Here is a 22,365-nt window from a genome sequence, read left to right as displayed (position 1 = left end):
CATCAACTTGCATTCGTTGAACAACCATCCAACACTGTAGCCCGCCCGCCGACTGCCAACAACCCGGCCGCGGGCCGGCCCTTCCTGGCGGCCCGCGCACCCACTACGTTGGGGGGCAAGACCTGCCGGGCGAAGGTCGCCCCCAACCCCTCAGATTGGACGTGCAACCCATGAGATTTCCGTTCATCAACGCCACCCTGGCGATCGGCCTGATCGCATCCCCCGCAGCGGCGGAAGGCTTCAAGGCGGGCTTCGCCGAGCGCGACATCACGCCGGCCGTCGGCATGGAGGCGCCTGGCGGATACGGCAAGGCGCACCACACGTCGATCCACGATCCGAGCAAGGTGCGGGCCTCGGTCTTCGACGACGGCAAGAGCCGCGTCGCCGTCGTCGGCATCGACGCCCTGGGCATCCGCGGCGACACGGTCGCCAAGGTCCGGGCCGCCGCCGAGGCCAAGACCGGCATCCCCGCCGGCTCCATCCTGATTGGCGCCTCGCACTCGCACTCCTCGGGCCCGCTCGTCTGGACAATGCGCGGGGATTTCGACGACGCGCCCGAGCTGATCCAGAAGCTCGCCTATGACGAGTCGACCATCGTCGACTCGAAGTATCTCGCCCAGGTCGAGGCCGCCCTCGTCGACGCCATCGTCGAGGCCGACGCGAAGAAGGTCGAGGCCAAGGCCGCCGCGGGCAAGGGGTACGAGACCACCGTCGCCTACAACCGCAGGTTCCGCATGAGGGACGGCCGCACGGTCACCCATCCGGGCCTGGGCAACCCCGAGATCATCGAGCCCGCCGGGCCGGTCGACCCCGAGGTCGGAGTCATCGGCGCCTGGGCGGCGGACGACCCCGACAAGCTGCTCGGCTGCATCGTGAACTTCGCCTGCCACGCCACCACCAGCCCCGTGGGCGCCTCGGCCAATTACATCCACTACATCGAGAAGGTCATTCAGGGCTATTACGGCAAGGACACCGTCGTCGTCTTCCTCGCGGGCGCCTCGGGCGACGTCACCCAGGTCAACAACCAGAGCCCGACCGTCCACCCGTCCGGCGACCGCTGGGCCCAGCGCGTCGGCGGCAAGGTCGGCGCCGAGGCCCTCAAGGTCCTGCTCGCCGCCGACCCCGGCCCGCTCACCCCGGTCGCCGCGCTGTCGAAGACCTGGACTATCGCCCGCCGCGTCCCCGACCCCGCACGCGTGAAGACCGCCTACGAGATCGTCACCCAGGATCCCGCCACCTCGAAGGTCGACGACACCACCCGCACCTTCGCCAAGGAGACGGTCGTCCTCGACGCGCTCCTGAAGCGCGAGCCGGCCGTGCAGGTCGAGGTCCAGGCCATCCAGGTCGGGCCGGCCGTCTTCGTCACGAACCCGGCCGAGTATTTCTGCCGCTACGGCCTCGAAATCAAGGCCGCCAGCGGCTTCCCGTTCACCTTCCCGGTCTCGCTGGCCAACGGCTGCGTCGGCTACGTCCCGACCCTCGAAGCCTTCAACCCCGACGGCGGCGGCTATGAGACTCGCCTGACCAGCTACAGCAACCTGGAAATCACCGCCGGCGACCAGTTCCGCGACACCGGGATCGACCTCGCCCGCAAGCTCACCCCCGGCGTCAACCCGGGCGCCGCCGCTCGCCCGCCGTTCAACAGCAAGGCCTGGCCCTATGGAGACATCAGGCCCGAGCTGAAGTAACCAGGAACCGCCCACCGGGCCCGGCCGAATGTCGCGCTGGGCCCGGTCAGACCTCAAGGAGGAACACCCCATGTCCGAGCCGGAATTCCTCAGGGCGATCCCCGTCCTCCGCATCTTCGACGAGGCCAAGGCGAAGGCCTTCTACGTCGACTTCCTCGGCTTCCGGGTCGACTGGGAGCACCGCTTCGCCCCCGAGGCCCCGCTCTTCCTCCAGGTCTCCCGATCCGGCCTCCTCCTCCACCTCTCCGAGCACCACGGCGACGCCTGCCCCGGCAGCGCCACGACGATCATCACGAACGGACTGGACGCCTTCCACGCCGAGATCACCACCAAGAACAACCCGTTCATGAAGCCCGGCATCGAGCACGAGCCGTGGGACGCCCGGGCCCTGACCGTCATCGATCCCTTCGGCAACCGCCTCCTCTTCCGCGAGCCCAACCAGAACGCCACCCTCGCCGCCTTCGCCGGCTGATCTCGAAATCTCGCCCCCCCTCCCGGATTCTTGGAACCGCCGGCCCTCGGCATGCCATAGGTTGCATCGGTTCGGGACATCGCGGCGGGAGGGAGGGCCAACCCCTTGGCAATCGGCGACAACCCGGCCACATCCAGGCAGCTCCTCACCCTGCTGACCCTGGGCACCACCCGGGGGCTGACCGACGGCCAGCTCCTGGAGCATTTCTGCACCTCGCGCGGCGACCCTGCCGAGCTCGCCTTCGCGGCGCTCGTCGACCGCCACGGCCCGATGGTCCTGCGCACCTGCCGCGCGGTCCTGGGCAACGAGCCCGATGCCCACGACGCCTTCCAGGCCACCTTCCTCGTCCTGGCCCGCCGCGCCCATCGCCTCTGGATCAAGGACTCGCTCGCCCCCTGGATCCACGAAGTCGCCCACCGGACCGCCACCTGCGCCCGTTCCGCCAACGGCCGCCGCCGTCGCCTGGAAGCCCGCGCCACCGAGGCCAGGACCTATTCCGATCCGACCCGCGAGGCCACCCTCGCCGAGCAATCCCAAGTCCTGCACGCCGAGCTCGCCCGCCTCCCCGACCGCGATCGGGCTCCGCTCGTCCTCTGCGACCTCGAAGGCCAGACCCACGAGCAGGCCGCCCGTCACCTGGGCTGGCCCATCGGCACCGTCAAGAGCCGCCTCACTCGTGCCCGCGATCGCCTGAAACTGAGGTTGATCCGACGGGGCCTGTCCCCGCTCGTCCCCCTCGCCGTCGACCTGCCCGTTGTCCCGCCATCATTGCTGAAATCCACCGTCACCCTGGCCACCCGCTTCGCCGCGTCTCGAACGCTCCCCCTCGGCCTCGCCACAACCCTGACCTGGGAGGTCCTCCGCGCCATGACCATCCTCCGATCCCTGAAAGCCGCCGCCGTCCTCACCCTCATGACGGCCACCGCCACCGGAGTCGTCCACCTCGCCCTCGCCGGCCCTTCCGACGGCGGGCAGGGTCAGGCTGAAAGCCCGAAGAATGAGCCTTCCGTTGCCCGCGCCGAAGCCAAGGCGGACACCGAAGTCTCAGTCGCCAAGCTCGGAACGCTCCAGCCCACCCTGAAAGCCCGAGGAATCGTCGAGGCGACAGCCCCCATCTCGGTGGACAATCCGATCGCGGGCATCTCATCAATCGCCTCGATCGTCCCCGATGGGACGCGCGTCAAGAAGGGAGACGTCGTCGGCAAGCTTGTGAATCCGACCACCGAGGAACGCCTTGCCGCCCTGACTCGCGAAGTGAAAACAGCGGACTCTGGCGTTGCCAAAAGCACCCTTGAGCGCGAAATCGCCGAGATCGCCGTGGTGGAGTATCGGGACGGAAACTACAAAGCTGAGCTTGAAGGCTTGAAAGCTGAAGTCGCCCTGGCCAAATCCACGCTGACTTTGGCCGAAGAACGCCTGGAAGTTCTAAAAGCAGTCCAGCAGGCGGGAGCCAAAGCGCTTGCCGCAAGGACGGATCCAACTCCCACCGATTTCTTGGCCAAACTCGAACTCGACGATCGTGCGGCCGAGGCCCTCCCCAACCTCGAACGCGCAAAATCCCGCTTCGAACGGGCCATGACGAAGCTGGATATCCTGCAGAAATACAGCAAGAGATCGGTCGTCAAAAAACTCGAACTCGAAGTCTTCAAGGCGAAAATCACCGAGGACGAGGCGAAGTCGGCCCTGGAATCCGCGGAGGGAAAAAAGAAGGAGGCGGAAGCCCGAATGGAGGCCGGGACGGTCACGCTCACCGCCCCCGCCGACGGTCGAGTCTTCCACTCCAATGATCCGAACAAAATCAGCGAGGGTCCGACGATCGGCGTCGGTGCAAGGGTCCGCGAGCGGCAGCTCCTCTTCAATATCATGCGCCCAGACGACCCCATGCGGCTCAACTTCAAGGTCCCCGAATCGATCGTCGACCGCGTCGTCCTCGGCCAGAAAGTCCTCGTCCAAATCGATGCTTACTCTGGCCAGTCCGTCTCGGCGGTTATCGCCAGCGTGGCCCCGCGACCCGACCCGAGCACGTTCAACTCGGACGGCAGGAAGGTCTACACGACCCTGGTCAAACTCGAAGCCGGCCTCGACGGCCTTCGCCCCGGCATGACCGCCGGCACCGAGATCTCGCTTGGCGAGAAAAAAAACGCGGTCCTCATCCCCATCCTGTCGGTCGTCAACCGCAAGGGTAAGCCCCACGTCGCGGTGAAAAATCCCGCCGGCGGCTTCGACTGGCGAGAGGTCACCACGGGCCTGGACGACGGCGAGCAGATCGAGATCGGGCCTGAGCTCAAAGCCGGCGAGATCGTTTCCAGCCAGCCCACCACACTCATGAGCGACGAGGAGAAGCGAGAAGCGGACGAGGCCACCAAGCCATCTCGCCCATCCCAGCGTCCCTCCGGACGGCGGCCGCTTTCCAGGCCCGAGCAGAACTGAGAGTGGCCGGGAGATCGCGACAAGCCTACTCTGTCCCGACCTCTCGCCGAGCGCAGCGGCAGCCCGGGCGGCGCATCCGTTCGAGTCGGCCCGATCGAGATCGTCAACCTTCCTTGGGCACTGCGAAGCTCATGTGGTGGGCGCAGTGGACGCACTGGAGGCGTTCCCACTCAGCCTTGCTCAGGGGGCCGAAGAGGCGGTGGGGGGCGACGGGGCCTCCCTTCGACTTGTAGTGGGCGATGGCAGCCCTCAGGCCCTCGGCCTCGTCGCGGGGGTTGCCCGCATCGGTCGGCTCGAAGGCGGGGGGTTTCGGCAGGCCTTCGGGGAGGATCCCGTCTTCGAGGACCCGGCGTTTGGTCTCCGCGTCGAGGAGCGCCGCGGGATCAACCGGCGTCGAGGCGGGCAGGTCGACGACCTTGCGCATCACGGTGGACAGGTGCAGGAAGATTTGCGCAAGCGACCACTGGCCGACGGTCTCGTGGCCGGCAAGCAGCCGCTCAGCGTCGGCCATCACGTCGTCGAGCGTCTGGAATTGGAGCGAGCGTCGTCCGGCCGTCATCGTCAGGGTCCACCGTCGTTGAGAGGGAGAGGGGCCGGGGGATCAGTCCATCCGCACACCGATGGAGAGCAGGATATTGGCGAATCGCTGCTGGTCGCCGGTCTGGATCGTCAGGACATGGTCGGGCGTGATGACCGCCTCGTAGAAATCCCACTTCTTGATCGGATCCAGGGTCAAGGGAAGGCCGGCCCGGCGGATCACGTCGCGGTACTCGTCCCAGACCGGGGGGTCGGCGTCGAGCGTGTACGGATCGGAGGATTCGTACATCATGGTGTGCACCGCGTCGAACGGGGCGGCGGTCAGGAGGACCTCCAGCACCTGGGCGCAGGTCACCAGGCCCGGGGCCAGGTTCAGGCTGACCAGCTCGGCGTTGGGGCCCTTCTTGGTCGAGGCCGGATAGTTGCCGTCGGCGATCAGGACCATCGAGTGGTGACCCGCGCGTGCGAGAACCTCGTTGATCTTCGGGTGGATGAGCCGGTGGTTGAGCATGAAAGTTGGTCTCGAGTCTCGAGGCGGTGTCAGCCGGTCGTCAAGCTGTGGAAGGCTGCGATGGTCCGGCGGGCGGCGGCCTCGGGATCGGGCAGGGGGAGGGCCTCGGCCGAGAGGTACCCTTTGTAGCGGATCGAACGCAGGGCCGAGATGATCGGGCCGAAGTCGATGTGGCCCATGCCGGCGGCCCTGCGGTTGGAGTCGACGAAGTGGACGTGGCCGATCCTCGGGCCCCCCGACAGCAGGCCGTCGGCGATGTGCACCTCTTCGATGTTCATGTGGAACAGGTCGGCCAGCAGCGCCACGTTCTCGGCACCGCTGGCGGTCAGGAGCTTCAAGGCGTCCTCGACCGTGTTCGACAGGTTCGACTCGTACCTGTTCAGGGGCTCGAACAGGAGCGGGACGCCGTACGCCTTGGCGTGCTCGCCCAGCTCGGCCAGGGCCTCACCCAGATATCCCAGCGCCCGATCCTTCTCCACACCGTCGCCGTGCCGCCCCTGCATCGAGCCGACGATGGCCGGTGCGTGGAAGGGGCCGGCCAAGTCGATGATCCGCCGGACGAAGTCGCGCGCCTCCTCGCGAACGCCCGCATCCTCATGCGTCAGCGTGAGCTTGTGCCGCACCCAGCCCGCGCCCGTGCCCACGGCGGCCAGTGCCATGCCGTGGTCGGTCAGCAGTCGGCGGAGCAGGGGGCGGTCGACGTCCTCGGGCTCGGCCCCGGGGGGGAAGACCTCGACGGCGTCGAAGCCCAGCGCGGCGGCGCGGGCGACCGACGTGGGCAGGCTATCCCGATAGACGAACGGCCCGCCGAGGGCCTCGGGCACCAGGCAGATCGTGACGCTCGACTTCATCGCGGCTCCCTCCAAAACGTGCTCAGGCGGGGGGGATCCATCCGAGGATCTCGGACAGGCGGGCCGGGTCCTTGCCGTAAAGGCCTCGATAGGCGTCGCGGGTCGGCCAGAGGCGCACCCGCTCCTTCTCGGCGTGGTTCATGGTGATGTTGGCCAGCAGGTGGTCGAGATAAGGGTTGCGATAGCGGTCGAACGTGTCGTCGGCGAACTCCGCGACCCCCTCGACCTGGCCCACCAGCGTCGGCACGATCTCCTCGAAGATCAGGTCACGCACCCAGCGTGCCGCGCGGCGGTCGGACACCACCTCGCGCACGGTGCGGAACCCCTCGGGCAGGAACTTCGCCGTCAGGGCCGTGTGCGCCCCGTTCAAGATCCGGACCTTGCGCAGGTAGAACGGGGCCAGGTCGGTGACCGGGCGGATGTTGGGGTGGTCGAAGACCGGGAAGTCACGCCCTGCGGGCTTCTCGATCGCCCAGAGCCGGTAGGGCTCGGCCGAGATCAGCAGCGGGTCCTCGGCGGTCAGCGGGTGGTCGGGCGGGCCGTCGGTGATGATGCAATCCACCAGGCTATTCAGCCATGTGCATTCGCGGGTCAGCCAGCCCAGGAACTCATCGGACAGCCGCCAGCGTCTGGCCTGCTCAGCGACCAGGTCGCGCAGGCGGTCGGCATTGCGCTCGATCAGCTCGCAGGGCAGCAGAGTCAGCGGCGGCAGCCCGGCCCTGAAACGCTCGAACAGCAGCCGGGCCAGCTTGGCCGGGGCGCCGGAAGGGGGCGCGGCATCGAAGGCGTCGCCCTCGAACAGGACATAGCCCGCCTCGGTCGTGTTCGACACCACGAACTTCAGGTAGGGCGAGCGGGCCAGCGCCAGGACGTCGTCCCAATGAGTCGCCGCCGAGAGGGCCCGGCTGATGCAGCCCACCTTCTCCACGCGGTCGACCGGCTCGCCCTCCTCGATCCCGCGCACCAGCACATGATAAGCGCCGCCGCTGTCGCTCAGCAACTCGGCGCGACGGCCGGCGGTCGACTGCACGACGACCACCTTGCCCACATTCCCGCCCGCGTCGTTCGCCTCCTGGACGAACCGATCGAAGAAGCCCCGCAGGAACCGCCCCGCTCCGAGTTGCAGGATCGTCTCAGACTTCGCATGCGCCGATTCGTTCATATCAAACATCCATCTCGACGATCGCCTTGATCACCCCGGTCTCGGGCTTCGTGTAGCCGGGGAAGACGTCGATCAAGGAATCAAATGACGCCCGATGCGAGATCCAGGGGGCCGTGTCGACCTGCCCCCCCTCGATCAGCCCGATGATCCGGCGGAAGTCGGCCGGCAGGGCGTTGCGCGAACAGAACAAGGTCCCCTCTGGCCGGTGGAAGATCGGGTGGCGGAACGTCACCTCGTCGGTGGTGATCCCCACGAACACGACCCGCCCCGTGGGCGCCACCCGCCCGAACGACGCCGACATCGACGCGGCCGACCCGGTCGCGTCGATCAGGACGTCCGGCAGGCTGCCGTCGTCGGTCAGTGCCCGCAGGTCGTCGTCCAGGTGGTCCGAAGGCATCAGGATATGCTCGGCCCCCATCGACGCCTTGCAGAATTCCAGCCGCGTCGGGTTCATGTCCAGCATGATCGTCCGGGCCCCTGCCAGCCTGGCGAATTGCAGGCTCGCCAGCCCGATCGGCCCGGCCCCCACGATCAGGCAGGGCTCCCCCGCCTGCAACCCGGACCTGGCCACCGCGTGGCAGCCGATGGCCAGCGTCTCGACCAGGGCCAGCTCGTCGTATCCCAGTGTCGTCGAAGGGTGAAGCTTGTCGGCCCGCACCAGGAACCGCTCGCGCAGGCCGCCGTCGACCATCACCCCCAGCACTTCCAGGGTGGCGCAGCAGTTGGTCGCCCCCTTGCGGCAGGCATGGCAGTGGCCGCAGTTCATGTAAGGCTCGACCGAGCAGCGGTCGCCGACCTTGATGCCGCCCACTTCGGGGCCGACCGCGATCACCTCGACGCCCAGCTCATGGCCGGGAATACGCGGATATTTGAAGAAGGGCATCTTCCCCAGATACCCGCTCACGTCGGTGCCGCAAATCCCCACGCGGTGCACCTTCACCAGGGCCATGCCGGGGCCGGGCGACTCGGGCTCGGGCACGTCGAGCCTGCGGAAATTCTTCGGCGATTCGAGCTGGATGGCCTTCATGCTCCGGTCCCTTCCACGCTCAGCTCGGGCTGAGACGAAGCATCGTTATTCTCGGGCCGACCCTCGACGTAAGTCCAATTATGGATGGGCTTGAGGATGGCTCGCACCTCGGACAGCAGCGTGGGGTCGGGGGGCTGTTCGGCCCATTCGACCCACTTCCGGACGTTCTCGGGGTTGGCCGAGCCGACCACGCAGGTGGCCATGTCGGGGTTGGCCAGCGAGAACTGCAAGGCAAGCTGGGCGATGTCCACGCCCGCCGTGGCGCAATGCTCGGCCGCCATCCGGCAGGTCTCGCGCACCAGCGGGGTCGCCTTGTGCCAGGGGGGCAGGGGCGCGTTGGTCAGCAGCCTGGCCGAGAACGGCGCGGCGTTCATGATGCCCACTCCCTTGCCTTGAAGGTACGGCACCAGGCCCGCCAGCATCGTGTTCTGGAGCGTGTAGTGGTTGTAAGACAGCACCACATCAAGCCTCGCCCGGTCGAGCACGTACTTGAAGATGTTCATCGGATAGCCGCTAATCCCGATGAACCGCACCTTCCCCTGCTCCTTGGCAAGCTCCAGGGCCGGCAGCGTCTCCTCGACGATCTGCGACATCTCGACGAACTCGATGTCGTGGCAGAGCATGACGTCGAGGTAGTCGACCCCCAATCGCTGGAGGCTGACGTCCACGCTCTCGGCCACGCGCTTCGCCGAGAAGTCGAAGTGGGCCCGGTCGTACCGCCCCAGCTTCGAGCCCAGCAAGTACCGGTCGCGAGGCACCCCGCGCAGGGCGACGCCCAGCAAGACCTCGCTCATCCCCCGGCCGTAAAACGGGGACGTGTCGATGAAGTTCATCCCCAGGTCGAGCGCCACCTGCACCGACCTGATCGCCTCATTCAGGTCGACCGGCCGGAACTCCTGCCCCAGCGACGAGGCGCCGAAGCTGATCCAGGAAAGGTCGAGCCCCGTCTGTCCAAGCGGCCGGAACTGCATCCGGAAGTCCCTTCGTCGCGCGAGCCCAACATGGCCGGTAAGACACCCGGCCCACCGAGCCACCATGCTACGCGATCGGCGGCCAGAGTCCACAAACCGCCGAAGAAACCCCGCGATCGGCGGCCGGGCTCCGCCCCGATCGAGTCAAACTCCGGTCGTCGTCGGGAAGGCGCGCCGAGAGAAGCAAGCGGGCGGCAAGGGCAAGACGAAGTGCCACTCGGCGTCGGGGACGTCGCCCGGATCGGGTTGGCGTGTGATCATCCCCGATACGACGTCCACCACTATACTAAAGATCACTACACGCCCGAAGGCTCGGCAGGAAGGTGAATGAGAAGTCGGTTGCGCGTCAATCTTGATGGAGCCGAATTCAAAACTGAATTAAACAAATCTTGCTTAGACTGATGTTTTTCCTTGGACCGAAGACCCCGGCCGCGATCTAATGCGACCCTACGCGGACCGGGCGTGTTCTCGGTCCATTGGGCCCCGTGTTTCAGCCGGTGGAGGGAGTCAAGAATGTTTGCCTCTCGCTCGCGAGTCTTTCGCCTCTTCTCCCTTGCGTTTCTGGGATTATTCGCCGTCACGCCGGCCCGGGCCGAGCCAATCGTGCCCGGTAGCTTTACGGTTTCGGTCTTCAATCAGCAGTCCATCGAACTCTTCGCCGGGACACCGTTCAACCCGGGCACAGACCCCTTCACCGTGACCGTCCTGGCGAGCGGCAGTTTGACTGTGAAATATTCGGCGCAGGTCGGCAACGTGATCAACATCGATGTGTCGGCCCGCCTGTCGGGAGTCTTCCCATCACCGTTACAGCCGATCCCGTTCGAAATTCTGGCCGGAACGCCCGACCTCCCGCCGAGCTTAGGCGTCATCTCGAACGTCGTGCAGAATCCCAATGATCCCGGCTTCGCCACCGGCTCCGCCTCGAGCTTCGTCTCGGGAGATTCCAGCACGGTCTCCTTCTTCAAGCAGGTCCTCCCCGACGGGACGACGATTTACAGCGACCCGGACCCGGCCGCGATCTTCACCGCGAGCCTGACCGGTTTGCCGTATCCGGTGGGAACGACCTTCGTCAGCCCCGAGCGTCTCAACCTCTACCTCCAGCTAGGTCCCGGGTTCGATCCGACGAGAGACCTGCTCATCGGCCAGAGCTTTAATCGATCCCTGACTGTCGTACCGGAGCCATCGTCGGTGTTGATGGTGCTGACCGGCATGGGGGTGCTCGCCGGCGCATCGATTAAAAAATCAGCATCCTAGAATAAAGTTATTCTAAGATGCAATTATTATTTGTTCATGTCTTACTTCCTGGTCGCTGGGGCCCCCCACCCTCGCCGAGACCGGGCTTAGCAGCAGCTGGGGATTCCGGAAGCGGGAAAAGGGGACATTCTTGATGTGCTCGTCGGCGACCGCGGATTCTGCTCGTTCGCGCACCTAGCGGTACTGCGCGCCCATCAGAGGCAGTTGGTCGACTTCACCCCCGGCCGCCCGCACGCCCACGCCGGCGAGGCGGGCCGGCCCCGCTCGCGCTGGCTGCGATCAGGTCGTCGACTCCCCCGGGCCAAGCTACGGGGTGCCGGAGAACTTCGACGCCGTGATCGGGCCGTCACCTGCTTCGGTGACGGACAACCAGGCCGTGCGCGTCCAGTCGTGGAGCCGTTCGATCATTCGTCCTCCTTGGGCAGCAGAGACTCGGCCACGACACCGACGGGACAGACGGGGGGCCTCCTTGCCCCCTCACCGATCTTGAACCAGGCATCCTGCATCTCGGGGACCTCGGGCTCGACCTCCAATGCCGTCAGCCTGAGAAGGAATCCAACGTAGGTCGGCTGCTCGGTTTCGTAGTCCGCCTCCGCATCCTCCCACTCCTCGTCGTGGCCCGGGTCCGCGTGCGGATCGTCCGCGCACTGGTTGCGGAGCCAGAGCGGGAACGGCTCGCCCGGTCGCGTCCGTCTGAAGTAGGAACCGATCGGCTCTCTCGGTTCGACCCCATTCAGGCAGTATTCGCCGTTAATGCCGTGGAAGAACGTGTAGAGCTCGGCCAGGTAATCGCCGGGAGGGACGTCGAGAACGCGGGTGAACTCCTCCATGTCCTCACCCCACAGGTACTCCGGGCCACCGCCGATCACGACGAGACGCCCGTCGGGGATGCGGAGCTTGTGGCGGGTGTAACCGACCCATTCCGCCTCCTCCTGACCGGTGAGCGGTTCCTCGAGCACGACGCGGATCATGAACGCGTCATCCTGGACCAGCATGAACGGCAGGAACACGCCGTCCTTGATTGCCTGGAGCCATTCGTCATCCTCGGCCCCGACCGAGGAGAAGTCCTCGCCGCATAGGCCTTCCGAGGCGATCATGAAACCCGTCGCCTCGTTGTAAACTTCCAGGTCGGTGCGGCTGATGGCGAGGCCTCCTCAGGGGTTTGAGTCGGGATTCACGTAACAGATCCGCGATCCGCTTCACCTTGTCCACGCCTGGCCTGCTCCCCATTTCCCATCCAGCGATCACGGGAATCAGGGGCACGTCAGTCATCATCACATCAGCGACCAATGTGCGGAAGTAGGAAGGGCGAGGCCGCCGGCTTCGAGCCTTTGCGACCCCGCCCATGTGGGCCGATCCGTTGTTTGAAGAAGGTTATCCGGGCAAGGTACCCGTGATCGTGATCGGGATGGCCTTGCTGGTTAGCTTGACTGTGCCATTCGGGGGCGGCAGCATGACGATCTGGGGATTTGTGTCGCCGTTGGGACCTTTGAAGATGAGCGTGGTCCCCTTGGGAATGAACCCCGCCGCCGTGACGTACGCGCCAACCTGCCCTGGGCCGGGATTGTTGATCTGGTTGAAGAGCGTCAGTGCGTTTTTGGCCGTCAGCGTGATCATGTAAGATCCGTCATAAGCGCCGCCCACTTGTTTGCTGATGGTCGCCTGGGTGCTGATTTTGCCCCAGGGAATGGTCGGGAACCAAGGAGACTGGGTGCCGAAGCCCTGGATTCCGCCGTAAGAGATTTGAAGGTTGTTGGGGAAGTGGTTGTAAATCGGATTGGCGGGAGTTGAACCCGGCGCCGCGACGGGGCCGGGGGCGGCGGGATTGGCCACGTCGTCGTCAACGGAGAAGGCATATCCCGCCATATTCACGACGTCGTGAACAAACCAGACGTATGGGTCGAGGTTGTAGATCCCGAACGTCGCGGGCTTACCATCGACCATTGCATTCGGTGTGGACACTCCGGGGTTCGCATACCAGCTCGATTGATCGGGGATGGCGACGAAATTCCAGACGCCGCGGAGGATGGATTTCACGACGTCCCGAACCTGGCCGGTGAGGTACTTCCCTCCCGGGGAACCATCGGTCGGCAGGTTTGCATAGAACTGGATGACCTGGCCGACAAGTTGCGCGGGCGGGGGGAGCGGAGAAGGCTGGAGCGCACCGGCCTCGGCGGACATCGCCGCGTAGACGGACGAGGCGAAGAGCAGGGCTTGCTGCTGCGCGGCGGGCGTCGTAAAGCTGAATGCATAGGGCGAGAATGAGAAATTGGTCGAGCTGTAATTGGTGTAAGGGATGTCCGTCGGCTTGCCGAATGTGAAGCTGCTCGTCCCGGTCGGGAGGCCGGAGGGGACCAGGCTGAGGGAGATCTGGTCCCCGACGGCACCGGCGGAGCCGATGGGGTTATTGTTGGAGTCGACGATGGTGAGGATGGTCGTCCCGGGGAGAAGACCCGGGCCCGACACCGTCATCCCGACCTTCAACGGCGCGGCGGGAACGGAGGTGAGGGTGATTTCGTTCGTCGGCCCGATGGGCAGGACCGGGCTGTAGCTGGCGCTTGCGGTTACGGGCTGGAAATTCGCGAACTGGGTGACGTAGTAATGCGCCCAGGAATAGAAGAGTTTTGTGATGAGTGAGACGGCATAATCATTGACGGGGCGGACGAAATTGTAGACGCCGCCCGAGATTTTGTCGGTATGGCTATTGCTCACGGTGACGGTGAAATTGGTGAGGTTGACGCCCGTCACCGTGGTCCCGGCCGGATAATCGCCCTTGCTCGCATTGACGCCGATCGTCTCGCCGCCGTTATACGCCCTCTTCAGTGCCACGAGTTGCGGCATGTAGTTCGGGGCGAAACGAATGGTGTTGCCCTGCGCAGAAATCGCCCCGAGGCTCGCGAGCTGGATCGGCCCGGCGCCGCTGTTCGTGCTGGTGAGCAGGTAGTAATTGTTATCCGCGGCGTACGGCGACCTGGCGTTGGTGAGGGGGCTGTCCAGGAAGGCGTTGGCGCCGGAGGGGATCACGAGATCGCCGGAATTGGTGTTGTAATAGGAGGGCCAGCCCTTGCCGCCAAAATAGTTGCCGATTGCGGCGATGCCGTTGTTGGCGATGAAGCTTTGAACCGCCGCTTGGAAGGCGGGGGCGCCAAGGTTGGTGGGGTTCCAGCCGTAATCCTGATAACCAAAGTAAGTGGGAGACGTGAGGCTCAGTCGATCTCCCGACGTGATCGGCACCTTGCTCGCCTCGATCGAGACGGGTGCCGTGAGGTTATTCACATAGGAGACATCGTAGTTGATGAGCGGGAAGGTTTGTAACGGATCGGTGATGAAGTTGGTCAGGTAGGGGTCTCGGAACGTCCACTCGCCGAGCTGGGCTGAGGCGGCGCGCAACACGGTGGCGGGCGTCGGCGAGCGGTAGAAGACGACGACGGGATTCGCGCCGAGGGGATAGCCGGAGCGGCCCGTCACCCAGGTCGTCGTGTTCTCGGGGGTGGTGCCGACGGGCTTCGTCCCGGCGACGCTGATGAGTCCGCTCGGGTTGTAATTGTAAACCGGCTTATTCGACGTCAGGTACTTCGGGTCGGTCGCGATGAAGAAATTGTCCCCATCCCACAAGACCAGGGGGACCTGGAATGTGATGGTCGCGCCCCTGGGCAATCCAATAAACGTGCCGCCACGTGTTTGATACCCGATGTATTGACGGTATTCCTGCCCGACAACATCCTGGGGGTCGTAATATTTGTTCGTCGATGTCGCGTTCGGATCCTGCCCCGTGTTGGCGCCGCGGATGAAGGGATAAACCATCGAGTTGCCGTTGTTGGTGAGCGTGATGGTCTTCATCGCGCCGGCCGCGGACGGCGATTGGACGCTCGCGGTCGACGGGGCGCCCGGCATCGCCGGTCCGCCGTTCCAGAGGATGGTCGATAACGGAACCGCGTTCTTCACCTGATTAGGCGGAAACTGATTGGGCAACAAACTGAGTAAGCAACGGTCTTCAAGGCGATAAATCTCGGCCGTCACCTGAATCCCGTGGTGGGCTCGCCCCCCGGCTGAACGCGCGCGGCCCGTGCCCTTGGAACGCGACGACCGGGCATTCAGTTCAAAGAGCCGCTTTATCATCGAGATGGCGACATTCATGATGCGTATTCTCTTTTAAGTGACCTCACCGAGCGAAGAATCGCGATTACAAATTACCCAATCAGCCAACTTGCCGAAATGACCTGCCCCCATTCAGAAAAAAGCGGTCGTTCGGCTCTTACCTCACTCCGGCGTGGCGACCACCCTGGATGTCGCGTGAAACTTGGCGATCCGGCCCGAACTGGATCGCGCTCGCATGGGAGATTCCCCGACATCCCTCTCCGTCGTACGGGACTCATCGGGTCCGGGCCTGCGTCCACGGCGTCGGTCAATCACCAACGTCGCTCCTCGCAGAGAGAGGAAGTAGATGAGCATCAAGGGGTTGGCGGGATTGGTTTGATTGGCTCTTCAGGCTCCCGTTCCCTGAAGCCCAGGATACGCTGGAAGTCATCATGCATCGTGCCGAACAGCGGGCTGGCCTTCTCCATTATTTCTACCCAAGCCGCGTTCCACTCAAGCAACGCATCCACCTTACCGGCTTTGTCCCGTTCATAGGCCATCTTAAATTTATTGGCAGTCTTAGTTAAAATCCCATTGAGATCCTCGATCTTCTTAAACAGATCCTTGGGGTAGTAGAGGCGGTGAGCGGTGAAGTACTCTACGAATTTCTTGGAGCTAGCTTCGGCCATGGCTATCAACTCATCCTTGGAGGGCTGCCATGAAAACTCAGCAGGCGAAACCATTGTCGCTATATTATTGTATAGTTCTAATAGAAGAGGATAGGTCTCGGAAATCGTTTTTGCTACATCCTCGTGAAGTCTCCGGTAGCGGGTTTCGTGCTCGAAGGACTGTAGCCTTAGGTCATGTTTTAGTCGCTCAATCTCAAGGTCGCCTTGCGCTTTGAGCTTGCTCTTTAGGATCTCAACCTCAGCGTCGGTCTTCACTTTCAGTTCGGCCTTGTGCCTCTCCATATCCCGAGCGAAGCGTTGGGTCAGAAGCGACCGACTTAGGTAGGCAAGCACCACAACGGCAGCAGTCGTACCGCCAAAGACGATGCCGAGCTGCTTCATGATGTCGATAAGCATCTTCTTGCGACTCCACAGGTATAAACTGGAGGGTCAATGACTCAGCCATCGAATTCTTTTTGAAGTTTTTCCTGAATCTCCGGCAAATTCTCTCCTGGAGGAATCGGTTGACTCCCAGAATTACGTGGAACCAGGTGAATTCTGCACACGACTAGTCCGGCCAGAGCGGCCGCTTCCACCACCCTGCTCCAGTCAACCGACCTGTATTGACGCAGGAGGCGATAGCCCCTGCCGCGATTGATCGTCGATACGAATTGAACCCTGCCGAAAATCTGGGTCGGCGTGAAATATGGCCCTTCAAAGTTCTCAGTGGTATCGATTAAGGATCTTGCATCCCTGATCTGCCTCTCTACCTCATCGCAATATTCGCTCCGCACATCCAGCCTTCCCTTGCGGATACGCAGGCTTGTTATGGACAGGCCGTCGGAGAGCCTGCCGAATGTATTCTTCGACGCATTGATCTCGAAGCCATCCTGCTTGACAATTTTCGCGATCAGATTGATGAATCCGCTCTGCTCGAGATCGAAACTTCCGCTGATCGTCATATCGTCGACGAACCTGGTGTACACGAGCCCCTCCTTCTTGCACGCCGCACCGATCCGTTCGTCGACCCTGCTCATGATCTGATCCGCGAGTATCGGGCTCGTCGTCAGGCCGAGGGCGAGGTGATGATTGTGCGTGCAGAGCCGGGTGCAGATGCTGGCGACGTCAGGTGAGCATCCGAATTTCCCAACGATCGTGTCGTAGACCTTCTGGCGATGAATCGTGGGGAAGAAGTCGGAAATATCCGCTTTATAGACGTGAACGGACGCCCGGTGCGCGTTCGCGTTGCTGACGATCGACCGGCCTCGCACCCCTCCGTGGCTGAACACCGAAGGGGTGAGTCTTTTGAGGAATAGTCTCTTATACAAGGAACCGAGGAGCTGCTTCCGCAGCCCGAAGACGTCCAGGACGACCCGGACCTTGTCTGGCTTCCGCGGGTCGATCAGCAGCAACTCGCGGTGATCCTGCTCGGCCCCAGACACCCCCCTGTGCAAGGCCCCGACCGAAACCCCCATGATCGTCGCCAGGCATCGCAGGGATCGGACGTTGAGCATCGCTAATCGGGCCCCGCACGGATCTTCTTCAGCTTGACGCCCAGTTCCTTCTGCCACCCCTCCGCGATCGCCGCTGCCGCGGCTCGCAGCGACTCGGGGAGGCTGCCGATGTCACCGTGCAGGCACCAGGCTAGGACGTAGAGGTCGACCCCCCACAACGCACGGTACCGATCCAAGATGTCCTGGGACGGCACCGATTTGTTCTTCTCAATGTTGCAGAGGTGGACCGCGGAAATCCCCAATTCTTCCGCCATCGCCCTCTGAGTGAGGCCGACCGTCTCCCGCAGATTGCGGGCAGTCTTTCCCAGCGGGATCGCCATGCCTGTGCCCGTGATTTGGTTGGAGCGTGCTAGAGTTCCGTGAAGCCGAGAATGTGAGAAAACGCCTCAGCCGTCGCCGCATCGGCCTTATTCAGGTTTTTCGGCGATGTGGAAAAGGCGTCTGTCACGATTCGCTCCAGGGGCTCTAGCACGCTCCATGTGGTCGCACCCAACTGCTCATTCGTCCGGAGTTTGTTCCAGAAATCGATGATCACTTCGATCCGTCGATTCCTATCGCTCTCCCTGGAACTCGTGCGGCCGGGGGACAATCCGGAACCATGAACTCTCATGGAACATACCTCCTAGGGGCTGCGACGGGGCCAAACGTTGACCCCAACCACAGTGCCTGCGACGCGACTGGAACGCCCGTCTCGCAGACACCCGCCTAGGAAAATGAGGAACGCGCGGCCCGATGACCGCCCACCTACCCCCACCCCGCGTCTAACTTCGATCTGATCGCCCTCGTGCCTTCCTCTTTCGAGAAATGGCCGTCGGGAAGCAGACCGTTTCAGGCCCATAGGGCAACATGCAAGCACGTGCTTAGGAGGCTCGGACTGTCCGTCATCATTAAAGCCTCACTTTAACGTGACGTCAAGCCGGTTTCCGAAAAGTCTTCAACTTGTGGTTAATTTCCTACAAGCAGATCTGGTCCACTTGCACAGAAAAAATGGTCGCACTCGGGAAACGGAGATTCTACTTTCCCCCCGCTCCGGCTTCGCGGTCGCCTTGGATTTCGCGTAAAACTTGGCGAACTGCTCCGGACTGTCTCGAGTTCGCATGAGCCCCCGACATTCCTCTCCGCTGTACGAAGCTCATCAGATATGGGCCAACATTCTTGGTTCAGGACAAGGACAAGGACAAGGACAAGGACAAGGACAAGGACAAGGACAAGGACAAGGACAAGGACAAGGACAAGGACAAGGACAAGGACAAGGACAAGGACAAGGACAAGGACAAGGACAAGGACAAGGACAAGGACAAGGACAAGGACAAGGACAAGGACAAGGACAAGGACAAGGACAAGGACAAGGACAAGGACAAGGAAGAATCGGCCTGCGTTTCGATCCGTTCTCCCTGCCCGTCATCCGGCCTGATCTGGCCAACTTGCCTCCTCGGAAAATCTCGCCCATTTTCCTTATTTAGCGTGGACGACCGCCTGGATGCGGGGATACGATGAGATCAGGTTGGGTGATGGCGCGATGGTGCGTGTCCCCGGCCACACCGCCGCCGGTGTTGATCTCGCTCGAATGAGCACCTCCCAAGGAAGCGACGCAGCCCCATGGGTACGACTGCCACCAGCCAGAGGCGCATCGACGCCAATCGCCGCAATGCCGCGCTCAGCACCGGGCCCAGGACGGCCGAGGGGAAGGCGAAGTCTCGGCGGAACAGCCTGGTTCATGGGCTGGCCGGGGTCGGGGTGGTGCTTTTTGAGCGCGAGACCGAGGCGCTGCGGGTTCGGGCCGAGGAGTGCCGCGAGGCTCTGGGGCCGGTTGATGCGTTCGAAGGGGTGCTCGTCGAGACGGTCGCGGTGGAGAGTTTGCGGGTCGAGCGGTGCAGGGCCGAGGAGCGGCTGGCCCGCGACTTCAAGGCCCGTCGGGCCGAACATTGCTGGGAGGATGAGCGCAAGGCCTCGATCGCACGCGAGGCGCGTACGCTGGCCGCGCGGCCGGCCGAGACGGCGATGGAGCTGGCGTCGTCGGCGCCGGGGTGCGACTGGCTGATCGACCGCTGGAAGATGCTGGGGTATGCCCTGGACTGCAACGGCGGGTGGACCGAGGCCCAGCAATCACTCGCCCTGGACATGCTGGGGATTGATCCCGACCTGCGCGAGCTGCCCAGCCCGCTGGACGACGCCGACGGGCCGGACGGGCTCGCGTTCCGGTTCGAGCTGGTCGAGAACCAGCTCGGCCGGCTGATGGATCGGAAGGAGCAGGCCCTCGACGCGATCGAGGCCGAGATGCGCGAGGCGGCGATGCAGGGCCTGGACGTGGTGGCCGACCCGACGCTGACCCTGATCCGTCGCTACGAGACGGCCAGCCTGCGGCGGATGCGGTGGGCGATGGACCTGCTGAGCAAGGGGAAGGCCCGCGCAAGCGGCCAGACCCAGGAGCCGGCCGACCCGGCCAGCCAGCCCGAGGCCCGCGCCGAACGAACCCAACGCGAGGGGCCAAACCTGGCCGATCGGGGCAAATTCGCCGCGGCGATGACGGCCCCGAGCGGGATGCAAGGCGGGACCGATTTGGGCCCGATGGTGGCCCCGGGCGGGCTGGTCGCCGCGACCACCGATTTGAAACCCAAGTCTCGCAATTCACGCAAGTTGCGGCAGTCGAATGAGCGTCGCAGGGTGGCCGCGGCGTCGCTGGCCTCCTGCTGAGGCTGGCGGGCCTTCGCGGGATGTGGGGTTCTTTGACAAGACGGTGATCCAAGGGCAGGGGAGCGGGCAATCCCCTGGCCCCCTCGGTGGGCGGTGCCCACCCTGCGGGAATTGCTCGGATGGCCGGCCGTCTGGCCCGGTTTCGGGCCAACTGCGTCGCCCTTACCCCGTTTCCCTTCGTTCAGGCTTCTCCGGCCCGTCCCTTCTACGACTGAAGGGGATGAGGCGCCCTGAGGGCCACGCGTGCCCTGAACCGCCGGAAGGCGAGCAAGGCGAGAACACCGGCGGGGATGATCACGACCAGCCAGGGGACGATTCCCACGACGAATAGCGAGGCTTGCAAGAGGAACTCGCCGACGCTCGTCATCGAAGCCTGAAAACGCCGCGTCACCTGCTGGGCATAGGTCGGCGCCACCGGCGGCTCATAGTCCTTGATCTCGGTGACGGTCAGGCTGATCGTGCTCAGGGAGGAGTTGTGGGAGAGCCAGCGGAGCCTCCCCTCCATCTGCTCGATCTCGGAGCGGACCCGGCTCAATTCCTTCTCGACCTCCAGGATGTCTTTCAGCTTCCCGGCCGCCTCGTCGAGAATCTTCAGGAGCCGCTTCTCCTCCTGCTTCTTGACCGCGATCCGGGCCTCGATGTCGTAGAACTCCTCGCTCACGTCCTGCGAGTCGGTGCGGGTCGACCGCAGTTCTCCCAGCCCGGCGATGGTGGCCATCAGCTCGGTGAAGTGCTCGGCCGGCACGCGGACCTTCCACGCGCCGGAGCGTTGCGAACCGGGCGAACCGGAGACATTGGTCTCCGAGACGTAGCCGTTCCTCCCCTTGAGCAGCGCCATCAGTTTGGACTCGACGCCGCCGAGGTCGTCGACGACGAGATCGATATATCCGTTGTAGATGATCTTGCGGGGCATCGCGGGCGGAACCTCCCCGCCCGGCGTCATCGGAGAAGCGGTCGTCGCGTCCGCTGCCGGCGTGGCCGCCCGCTCTGCCTGAACAGGCGCAGGCGACCTGGGCGAGAAAGCGATCTTCGCCGAGGAAGATTCGTACTGGACCTCCGAGCAACCGCCCAGGATCGTCACGACGCACGCGGCCAGGTAACGCGCCCACTGAGTCGCCATGACAATACCTCACGTTCCAAGGTCGGCTGAAGGGATGCCTACCAGGATAACGTGCGGGGTCGGCAAATCTTAGCGATCGCCGGTCGCCTTCCTTCGGGGCACGAGGATCGGATCCCTTCGAGCGGATCGGTCGGGGGACGAGGTCACGCGACAACCCGCCGAAGGAATCCTCCGGCCTGCTCCGGTCAGGCGAAAAGGGCCGCCTCGGCCGCCAGCCCGGGCCCGAACCCGAGCGAGACGCAGGGTAAGCCCGCACCCCGACGCATCAACTCCTGGATGATGAAGATCACGGTCGTCGACGACATGTTCCCGTGCGACTCCAGGATCGACCGCGAGACCTCCGTCGCCCCCTCGGGGAGCCCCAGGGCCTCTTCCACACACGTCAGGACCCGAGGGCCGCCGGGGTGGACCGCCCAGCTCGCGACGTCCTCGATGCGCAGGCCATGCCCGGCCAGCCAGCGGACCAGCCAGGGCCGCAGGTGCTCGGCGATCAGGCCGGGTACACGGGAGGACAGGATCATGTCGAAGCCGTGGTCGCGGACATTCCAGGCCATCGCCTTCTCTGAGTCCGGGAACAGGCAGGCACCGTTCGCCGCCAGCCGCCAGCCGTCGCCACGCTTCTCCGATTCGGCCCCAAGCACCAGGGCCGCGGCACCGTCGGCGAAGAGGGCGTTGCCCACGACCTTCTTGGGGTTCCAGCCATACGAATAGTGCAGGCTGCAAAGCTCGACGGCGCAAAGCAGGACCCGTGCGTTCGGCTCGGCCGCGATCAGGCCCCGGGCCACCCGCAATCCATTCAAAGCCCCATGGCACCCCATGAACCCGACGTGCGTCCGCTCGACGGTCGCCTGCAACCCCAGCCCCTTGATCAGGGCGATGTCCATCCCGGGCGCCGACATCCCGGTGCACGAGACCGTCACCACGTGCGTGATCGAGCCGACATCAATGCCCGCCTCCGCGACCGCCGCCCGGCTGGCCTCCAGCGCCAGCGGCACCGACTCGCGCTCGTACCGGGTCATCCGCTCGGAGGTCGACGGCCCGAGGTCGCCCTTCCCCTTGGAGCTGAAGGCCGACTGGAAGTCCCCCTCGTCATAGACGACGCGACGGAACTCCTCTCGGCTGAACACGATGTGTCGCGACTGGACGCCCGCCTGCCGATACAGGCTCTCCAGCAGCCCGGCGTGATCGTCGGTCTCCGCACAGAGGGTTCCGGCGGCATCGACCGATTCCGAGCGGCTGATCCGAAGCGCAGGGACTGCCGTCCCCACGCCGAGCAACGCGGCTTTCATCATCTGATCCTTCGGTTCTGCAAATTCGGATTGGGGCGAACGAGGGCCGGGATCGGCCCGATCCGCCTCTTCGCTCGTGGCTTGAGGGGGGCCCGTCGAG

General features: G+C 64.3%; 20 protein-coding genes. 7 read left to right on the top strand and 13 right to left on the bottom strand.

The genetic code is table 11. The annotated features are described in order from the left end of the window. Nucleotides 1-170 precede the first annotated feature (170 nt). The 3 genes from EP7_RS01090 (at nucleotide 171) to EP7_RS01080 (ending at nucleotide 4,590) form a co-directional block, all read left to right on the top strand. Nucleotides 171-1,688: a hypothetical protein gene (locus EP7_RS01090; protein ID WP_463525704.1), complete on the top strand. Its 1,518-nt coding sequence runs from the start codon at nucleotides 171-173 to the stop codon at nucleotides 1,686-1,688. 70 nt (nucleotides 1,689-1,758) lie between these two features. Continuing rightward, the gene (locus EP7_RS01085) at nucleotides 1,759-2,160 is read left to right on the top strand and encodes a glyoxalase superfamily protein (RefSeq protein WP_463525703.1); all 402 of its coding nucleotides are present in this window, start codon (nucleotides 1,759-1,761) and stop codon (nucleotides 2,158-2,160) included. Between the two features lie 105 nt (nucleotides 2,161-2,265). After that, the gene (locus EP7_RS01080) at nucleotides 2,266-4,590 is read left to right on the top strand and encodes a sigma-70 family RNA polymerase sigma factor (protein WP_463525702.1); all 2,325 of its coding nucleotides are present in this window, start codon (nucleotides 2,266-2,268) and stop codon (nucleotides 4,588-4,590) included. A gap of 103 nt (nucleotides 4,591-4,693) precedes the next feature. Here the strand turns inward: EP7_RS01080 and EP7_RS01075 are convergent, their stop codons facing one another. The 6 genes from EP7_RS01075 to EP7_RS01050 are packed head-to-tail and all read right to left on the bottom strand — an operon-like array spanning nucleotide 4,694 to nucleotide 9,649. Continuing rightward, nucleotides 4,694-5,149, bottom strand: coding sequence for a DUF1569 domain-containing protein (locus EP7_RS01075; protein WP_463525701.1), 456 nt, complete (start codon nucleotides 5,147-5,149; stop codon nucleotides 4,694-4,696). Between the two features lie 42 nt (nucleotides 5,150-5,191). Then, the gene (locus tag EP7_RS01070) at nucleotides 5,192-5,638 is read right to left on the bottom strand and encodes an RbsD/FucU family protein (protein ID WP_463525700.1); all 447 of its coding nucleotides are present in this window, start codon (nucleotides 5,636-5,638) and stop codon (nucleotides 5,192-5,194) included. A 29-nt stretch (nucleotides 5,639-5,667) separates the two neighbouring features. Next, nucleotides 5,668-6,489, bottom strand: coding sequence for a TIM barrel protein (locus EP7_RS01065; protein WP_463525699.1), 822 nt, complete (start codon nucleotides 6,487-6,489; stop codon nucleotides 5,668-5,670). A 22-nt stretch (nucleotides 6,490-6,511) separates the two neighbouring features. Then, nucleotides 6,512-7,651: a mannitol dehydrogenase family protein gene (locus tag EP7_RS01060; RefSeq protein ID WP_463525698.1), complete on the bottom strand. Its 1,140-nt coding sequence runs from the start codon at nucleotides 7,649-7,651 to the stop codon at nucleotides 6,512-6,514. A gap of 1 nt (nucleotide 7,652) precedes the next feature. Then, nucleotides 7,653-8,678, bottom strand: a complete 1,026-nt coding sequence (locus EP7_RS01055) for a zinc-binding alcohol dehydrogenase family protein (protein ID WP_463525697.1) — start codon at nucleotides 8,676-8,678, stop codon at nucleotides 7,653-7,655. Next, nucleotides 8,675-9,649 carry an aldo/keto reductase gene (locus tag EP7_RS01050; protein ID WP_463525696.1) on the bottom strand — a complete coding sequence of 325 codons (975 nt, stop codon included), beginning with the start codon at nucleotides 9,647-9,649 and terminating at the stop codon, nucleotides 8,675-8,677. Before EP7_RS01050 ends, EP7_RS01055 begins: the two co-directional genes overlap by 4 nt. A gap of 513 nt (nucleotides 9,650-10,162) precedes the next feature. Between EP7_RS01050 and EP7_RS01045 the strand changes: the two genes are divergently transcribed. Further along, nucleotides 10,163-10,903, top strand: a complete 741-nt coding sequence (locus EP7_RS01045; protein WP_463525694.1) for a PEP-CTERM sorting domain-containing protein — start codon at nucleotides 10,163-10,165, stop codon at nucleotides 10,901-10,903. Nucleotides 10,904-11,307: 404 nt separating this feature from the next. Here the strand turns inward: EP7_RS01045 and EP7_RS01040 are convergent, their stop codons facing one another. Both EP7_RS01040 and EP7_RS01035 read right to left on the bottom strand, forming a co-directional pair. After that, nucleotides 11,308-12,000, bottom strand: coding sequence for a hypothetical protein (locus EP7_RS01040; RefSeq protein ID WP_463525693.1), 693 nt, complete (start codon nucleotides 11,998-12,000; stop codon nucleotides 11,308-11,310). Between the two features lie 277 nt (nucleotides 12,001-12,277). Next, on the bottom strand, nucleotides 12,278-14,743 hold the full coding sequence (locus tag EP7_RS01035) for a hypothetical protein (RefSeq protein WP_463525692.1): 2,466 nt from the start codon (nucleotides 14,741-14,743) through the stop codon (nucleotides 12,278-12,280). Between EP7_RS01035 and EP7_RS01030 the strand changes: the two genes are divergently transcribed. Then, complete coding sequence (locus EP7_RS01030; RefSeq protein WP_463525691.1) at nucleotides 14,724-14,852, top strand: hypothetical protein; 129 nt, start codon at nucleotides 14,724-14,726, stop codon at nucleotides 14,850-14,852. The genes EP7_RS01035 and EP7_RS01030 overlap by 20 nt on opposite strands. 502 nt (nucleotides 14,853-15,354) lie before the next feature. On the opposite strand, the gene EP7_RS01025 is transcribed toward EP7_RS01030, so the two are convergent. From EP7_RS01025 to EP7_RS01015, 3 genes are all read right to left on the bottom strand, one after another. Further along, a complete protein-coding gene (locus EP7_RS01025; RefSeq protein ID WP_463525690.1) occupies nucleotides 15,355-16,065 on the bottom strand; it encodes a hypothetical protein in 711 nt (236 codons plus the stop codon). A gap of 41 nt (nucleotides 16,066-16,106) precedes the next feature. After that, nucleotides 16,107-17,060 (bottom strand): reverse transcriptase family protein, encoded by a 954-nt coding sequence (locus tag EP7_RS01020; RefSeq protein ID WP_463525689.1) that lies wholly within the window; start codon nucleotides 17,058-17,060, stop codon nucleotides 16,107-16,109. A 104-nt stretch (nucleotides 17,061-17,164) separates the two neighbouring features. Then, a complete protein-coding gene (locus EP7_RS01015; RefSeq protein ID WP_463525688.1) occupies nucleotides 17,165-17,482 on the bottom strand; it encodes a helix-turn-helix domain-containing protein in 318 nt (105 codons plus the stop codon). An 835-nt stretch (nucleotides 17,483-18,317) separates the two neighbouring features. Between EP7_RS01015 and EP7_RS01010 the strand changes: the two genes are divergently transcribed. Continuing rightward, nucleotides 18,318-18,659: a hypothetical protein gene (locus EP7_RS01010; RefSeq protein ID WP_463525687.1), complete on the top strand. Its 342-nt coding sequence runs from the start codon at nucleotides 18,318-18,320 to the stop codon at nucleotides 18,657-18,659. A 102-nt stretch (nucleotides 18,660-18,761) separates the two neighbouring features. After that, a complete protein-coding gene (locus EP7_RS01005; protein WP_463525686.1) occupies nucleotides 18,762-19,856 on the top strand; it encodes a hypothetical protein in 1,095 nt (364 codons plus the stop codon). A gap of 205 nt (nucleotides 19,857-20,061) precedes the next feature. Here the strand turns inward: EP7_RS01005 and EP7_RS01000 are convergent, their stop codons facing one another. Next, nucleotides 20,062-20,976 (bottom strand): DUF4349 domain-containing protein, encoded by a 915-nt coding sequence (locus EP7_RS01000; RefSeq protein WP_463525685.1) that lies wholly within the window; start codon nucleotides 20,974-20,976, stop codon nucleotides 20,062-20,064. 185 nt (nucleotides 20,977-21,161) lie between these two features. Continuing rightward, nucleotides 21,162-22,265 carry a type III polyketide synthase gene (locus EP7_RS00995; protein ID WP_463525684.1) on the bottom strand — a complete coding sequence of 368 codons (1,104 nt, stop codon included), beginning with the start codon at nucleotides 22,263-22,265 and terminating at the stop codon, nucleotides 21,162-21,164. Between the last annotated feature and the right edge of the window lie 100 nt (nucleotides 22,266-22,365).

The organism is Isosphaeraceae bacterium EP7 (assembly GCA_038400315.1).
GTDB lineage: Bacteria > Planctomycetota > Planctomycetia > Isosphaerales > Isosphaeraceae > EP7.
This window is presented reverse-complemented; position numbering and strand designations above follow the sequence as displayed.

Excerpts from the sequence above, each read along its gene's own strand:
- EP7_RS01090 (WP_463525704.1), top strand. The coding sequence starts at position 171 with ATGAGATTTCCGTTCATCAACGCCACCCTGGCGATCGGCCTGATCGCA.
- EP7_RS01060 (WP_463525698.1), bottom strand. The coding sequence starts at position 7,651 with ATGAACGAATCGGCGCATGCGAAGTCTGAGACGATCCTGCAACTCGGA.
- EP7_RS01065 (WP_463525699.1), bottom strand. The coding sequence starts at position 6,489 with ATGAAGTCGAGCGTCACGATCTGCCTGGTGCCCGAGGCCCTCGGCGGG.
- EP7_RS01015 (WP_463525688.1), bottom strand. The coding sequence starts at position 17,482 with ATGGCGATCCCGCTGGGAAAGACTGCCCGCAATCTGCGGGAGACGGTC.
- EP7_RS01035 (WP_463525692.1), bottom strand. The coding sequence starts at position 14,743 with ATGAAGACCATCACGCTCACCAACAACGGCAACTCGATGGTTTATCCC.
- EP7_RS01085 (WP_463525703.1), top strand. The coding sequence starts at position 1,759 with ATGTCCGAGCCGGAATTCCTCAGGGCGATCCCCGTCCTCCGCATCTTC.
- EP7_RS01050 (WP_463525696.1), bottom strand. The coding sequence starts at position 9,649 with ATGCAGTTCCGGCCGCTTGGACAGACGGGGCTCGACCTTTCCTGGATC.
- EP7_RS01000 (WP_463525685.1), bottom strand. The coding sequence starts at position 20,976 with ATGGCGACTCAGTGGGCGCGTTACCTGGCCGCGTGCGTCGTGACGATC.
- EP7_RS01045 (WP_463525694.1), top strand. The coding sequence starts at position 10,163 with ATGTTTGCCTCTCGCTCGCGAGTCTTTCGCCTCTTCTCCCTTGCGTTT.
- EP7_RS01070 (WP_463525700.1), bottom strand. The coding sequence starts at position 5,638 with ATGCTCAACCACCGGCTCATCCACCCGAAGATCAACGAGGTTCTCGCA.
- EP7_RS00995 (WP_463525684.1), bottom strand. The coding sequence starts at position 22,265 with ATGAAAGCCGCGTTGCTCGGCGTGGGGACGGCAGTCCCTGCGCTTCGG.
- EP7_RS01055 (WP_463525697.1), bottom strand. The coding sequence starts at position 8,678 with ATGAAGGCCATCCAGCTCGAATCGCCGAAGAATTTCCGCAGGCTCGAC.
- EP7_RS01005 (WP_463525686.1), top strand. The coding sequence starts at position 18,762 with ATGGGTACGACTGCCACCAGCCAGAGGCGCATCGACGCCAATCGCCGC.
- EP7_RS01025 (WP_463525690.1), bottom strand. The coding sequence starts at position 16,065 with ATGCTTATCGACATCATGAAGCAGCTCGGCATCGTCTTTGGCGGTACG.
- EP7_RS01040 (WP_463525693.1), bottom strand. The coding sequence starts at position 12,000 with ATGATCGCCTCGGAAGGCCTATGCGGCGAGGACTTCTCCTCGGTCGGG.
- EP7_RS01075 (WP_463525701.1), bottom strand. The coding sequence starts at position 5,149 with ATGACGGCCGGACGACGCTCGCTCCAATTCCAGACGCTCGACGACGTG.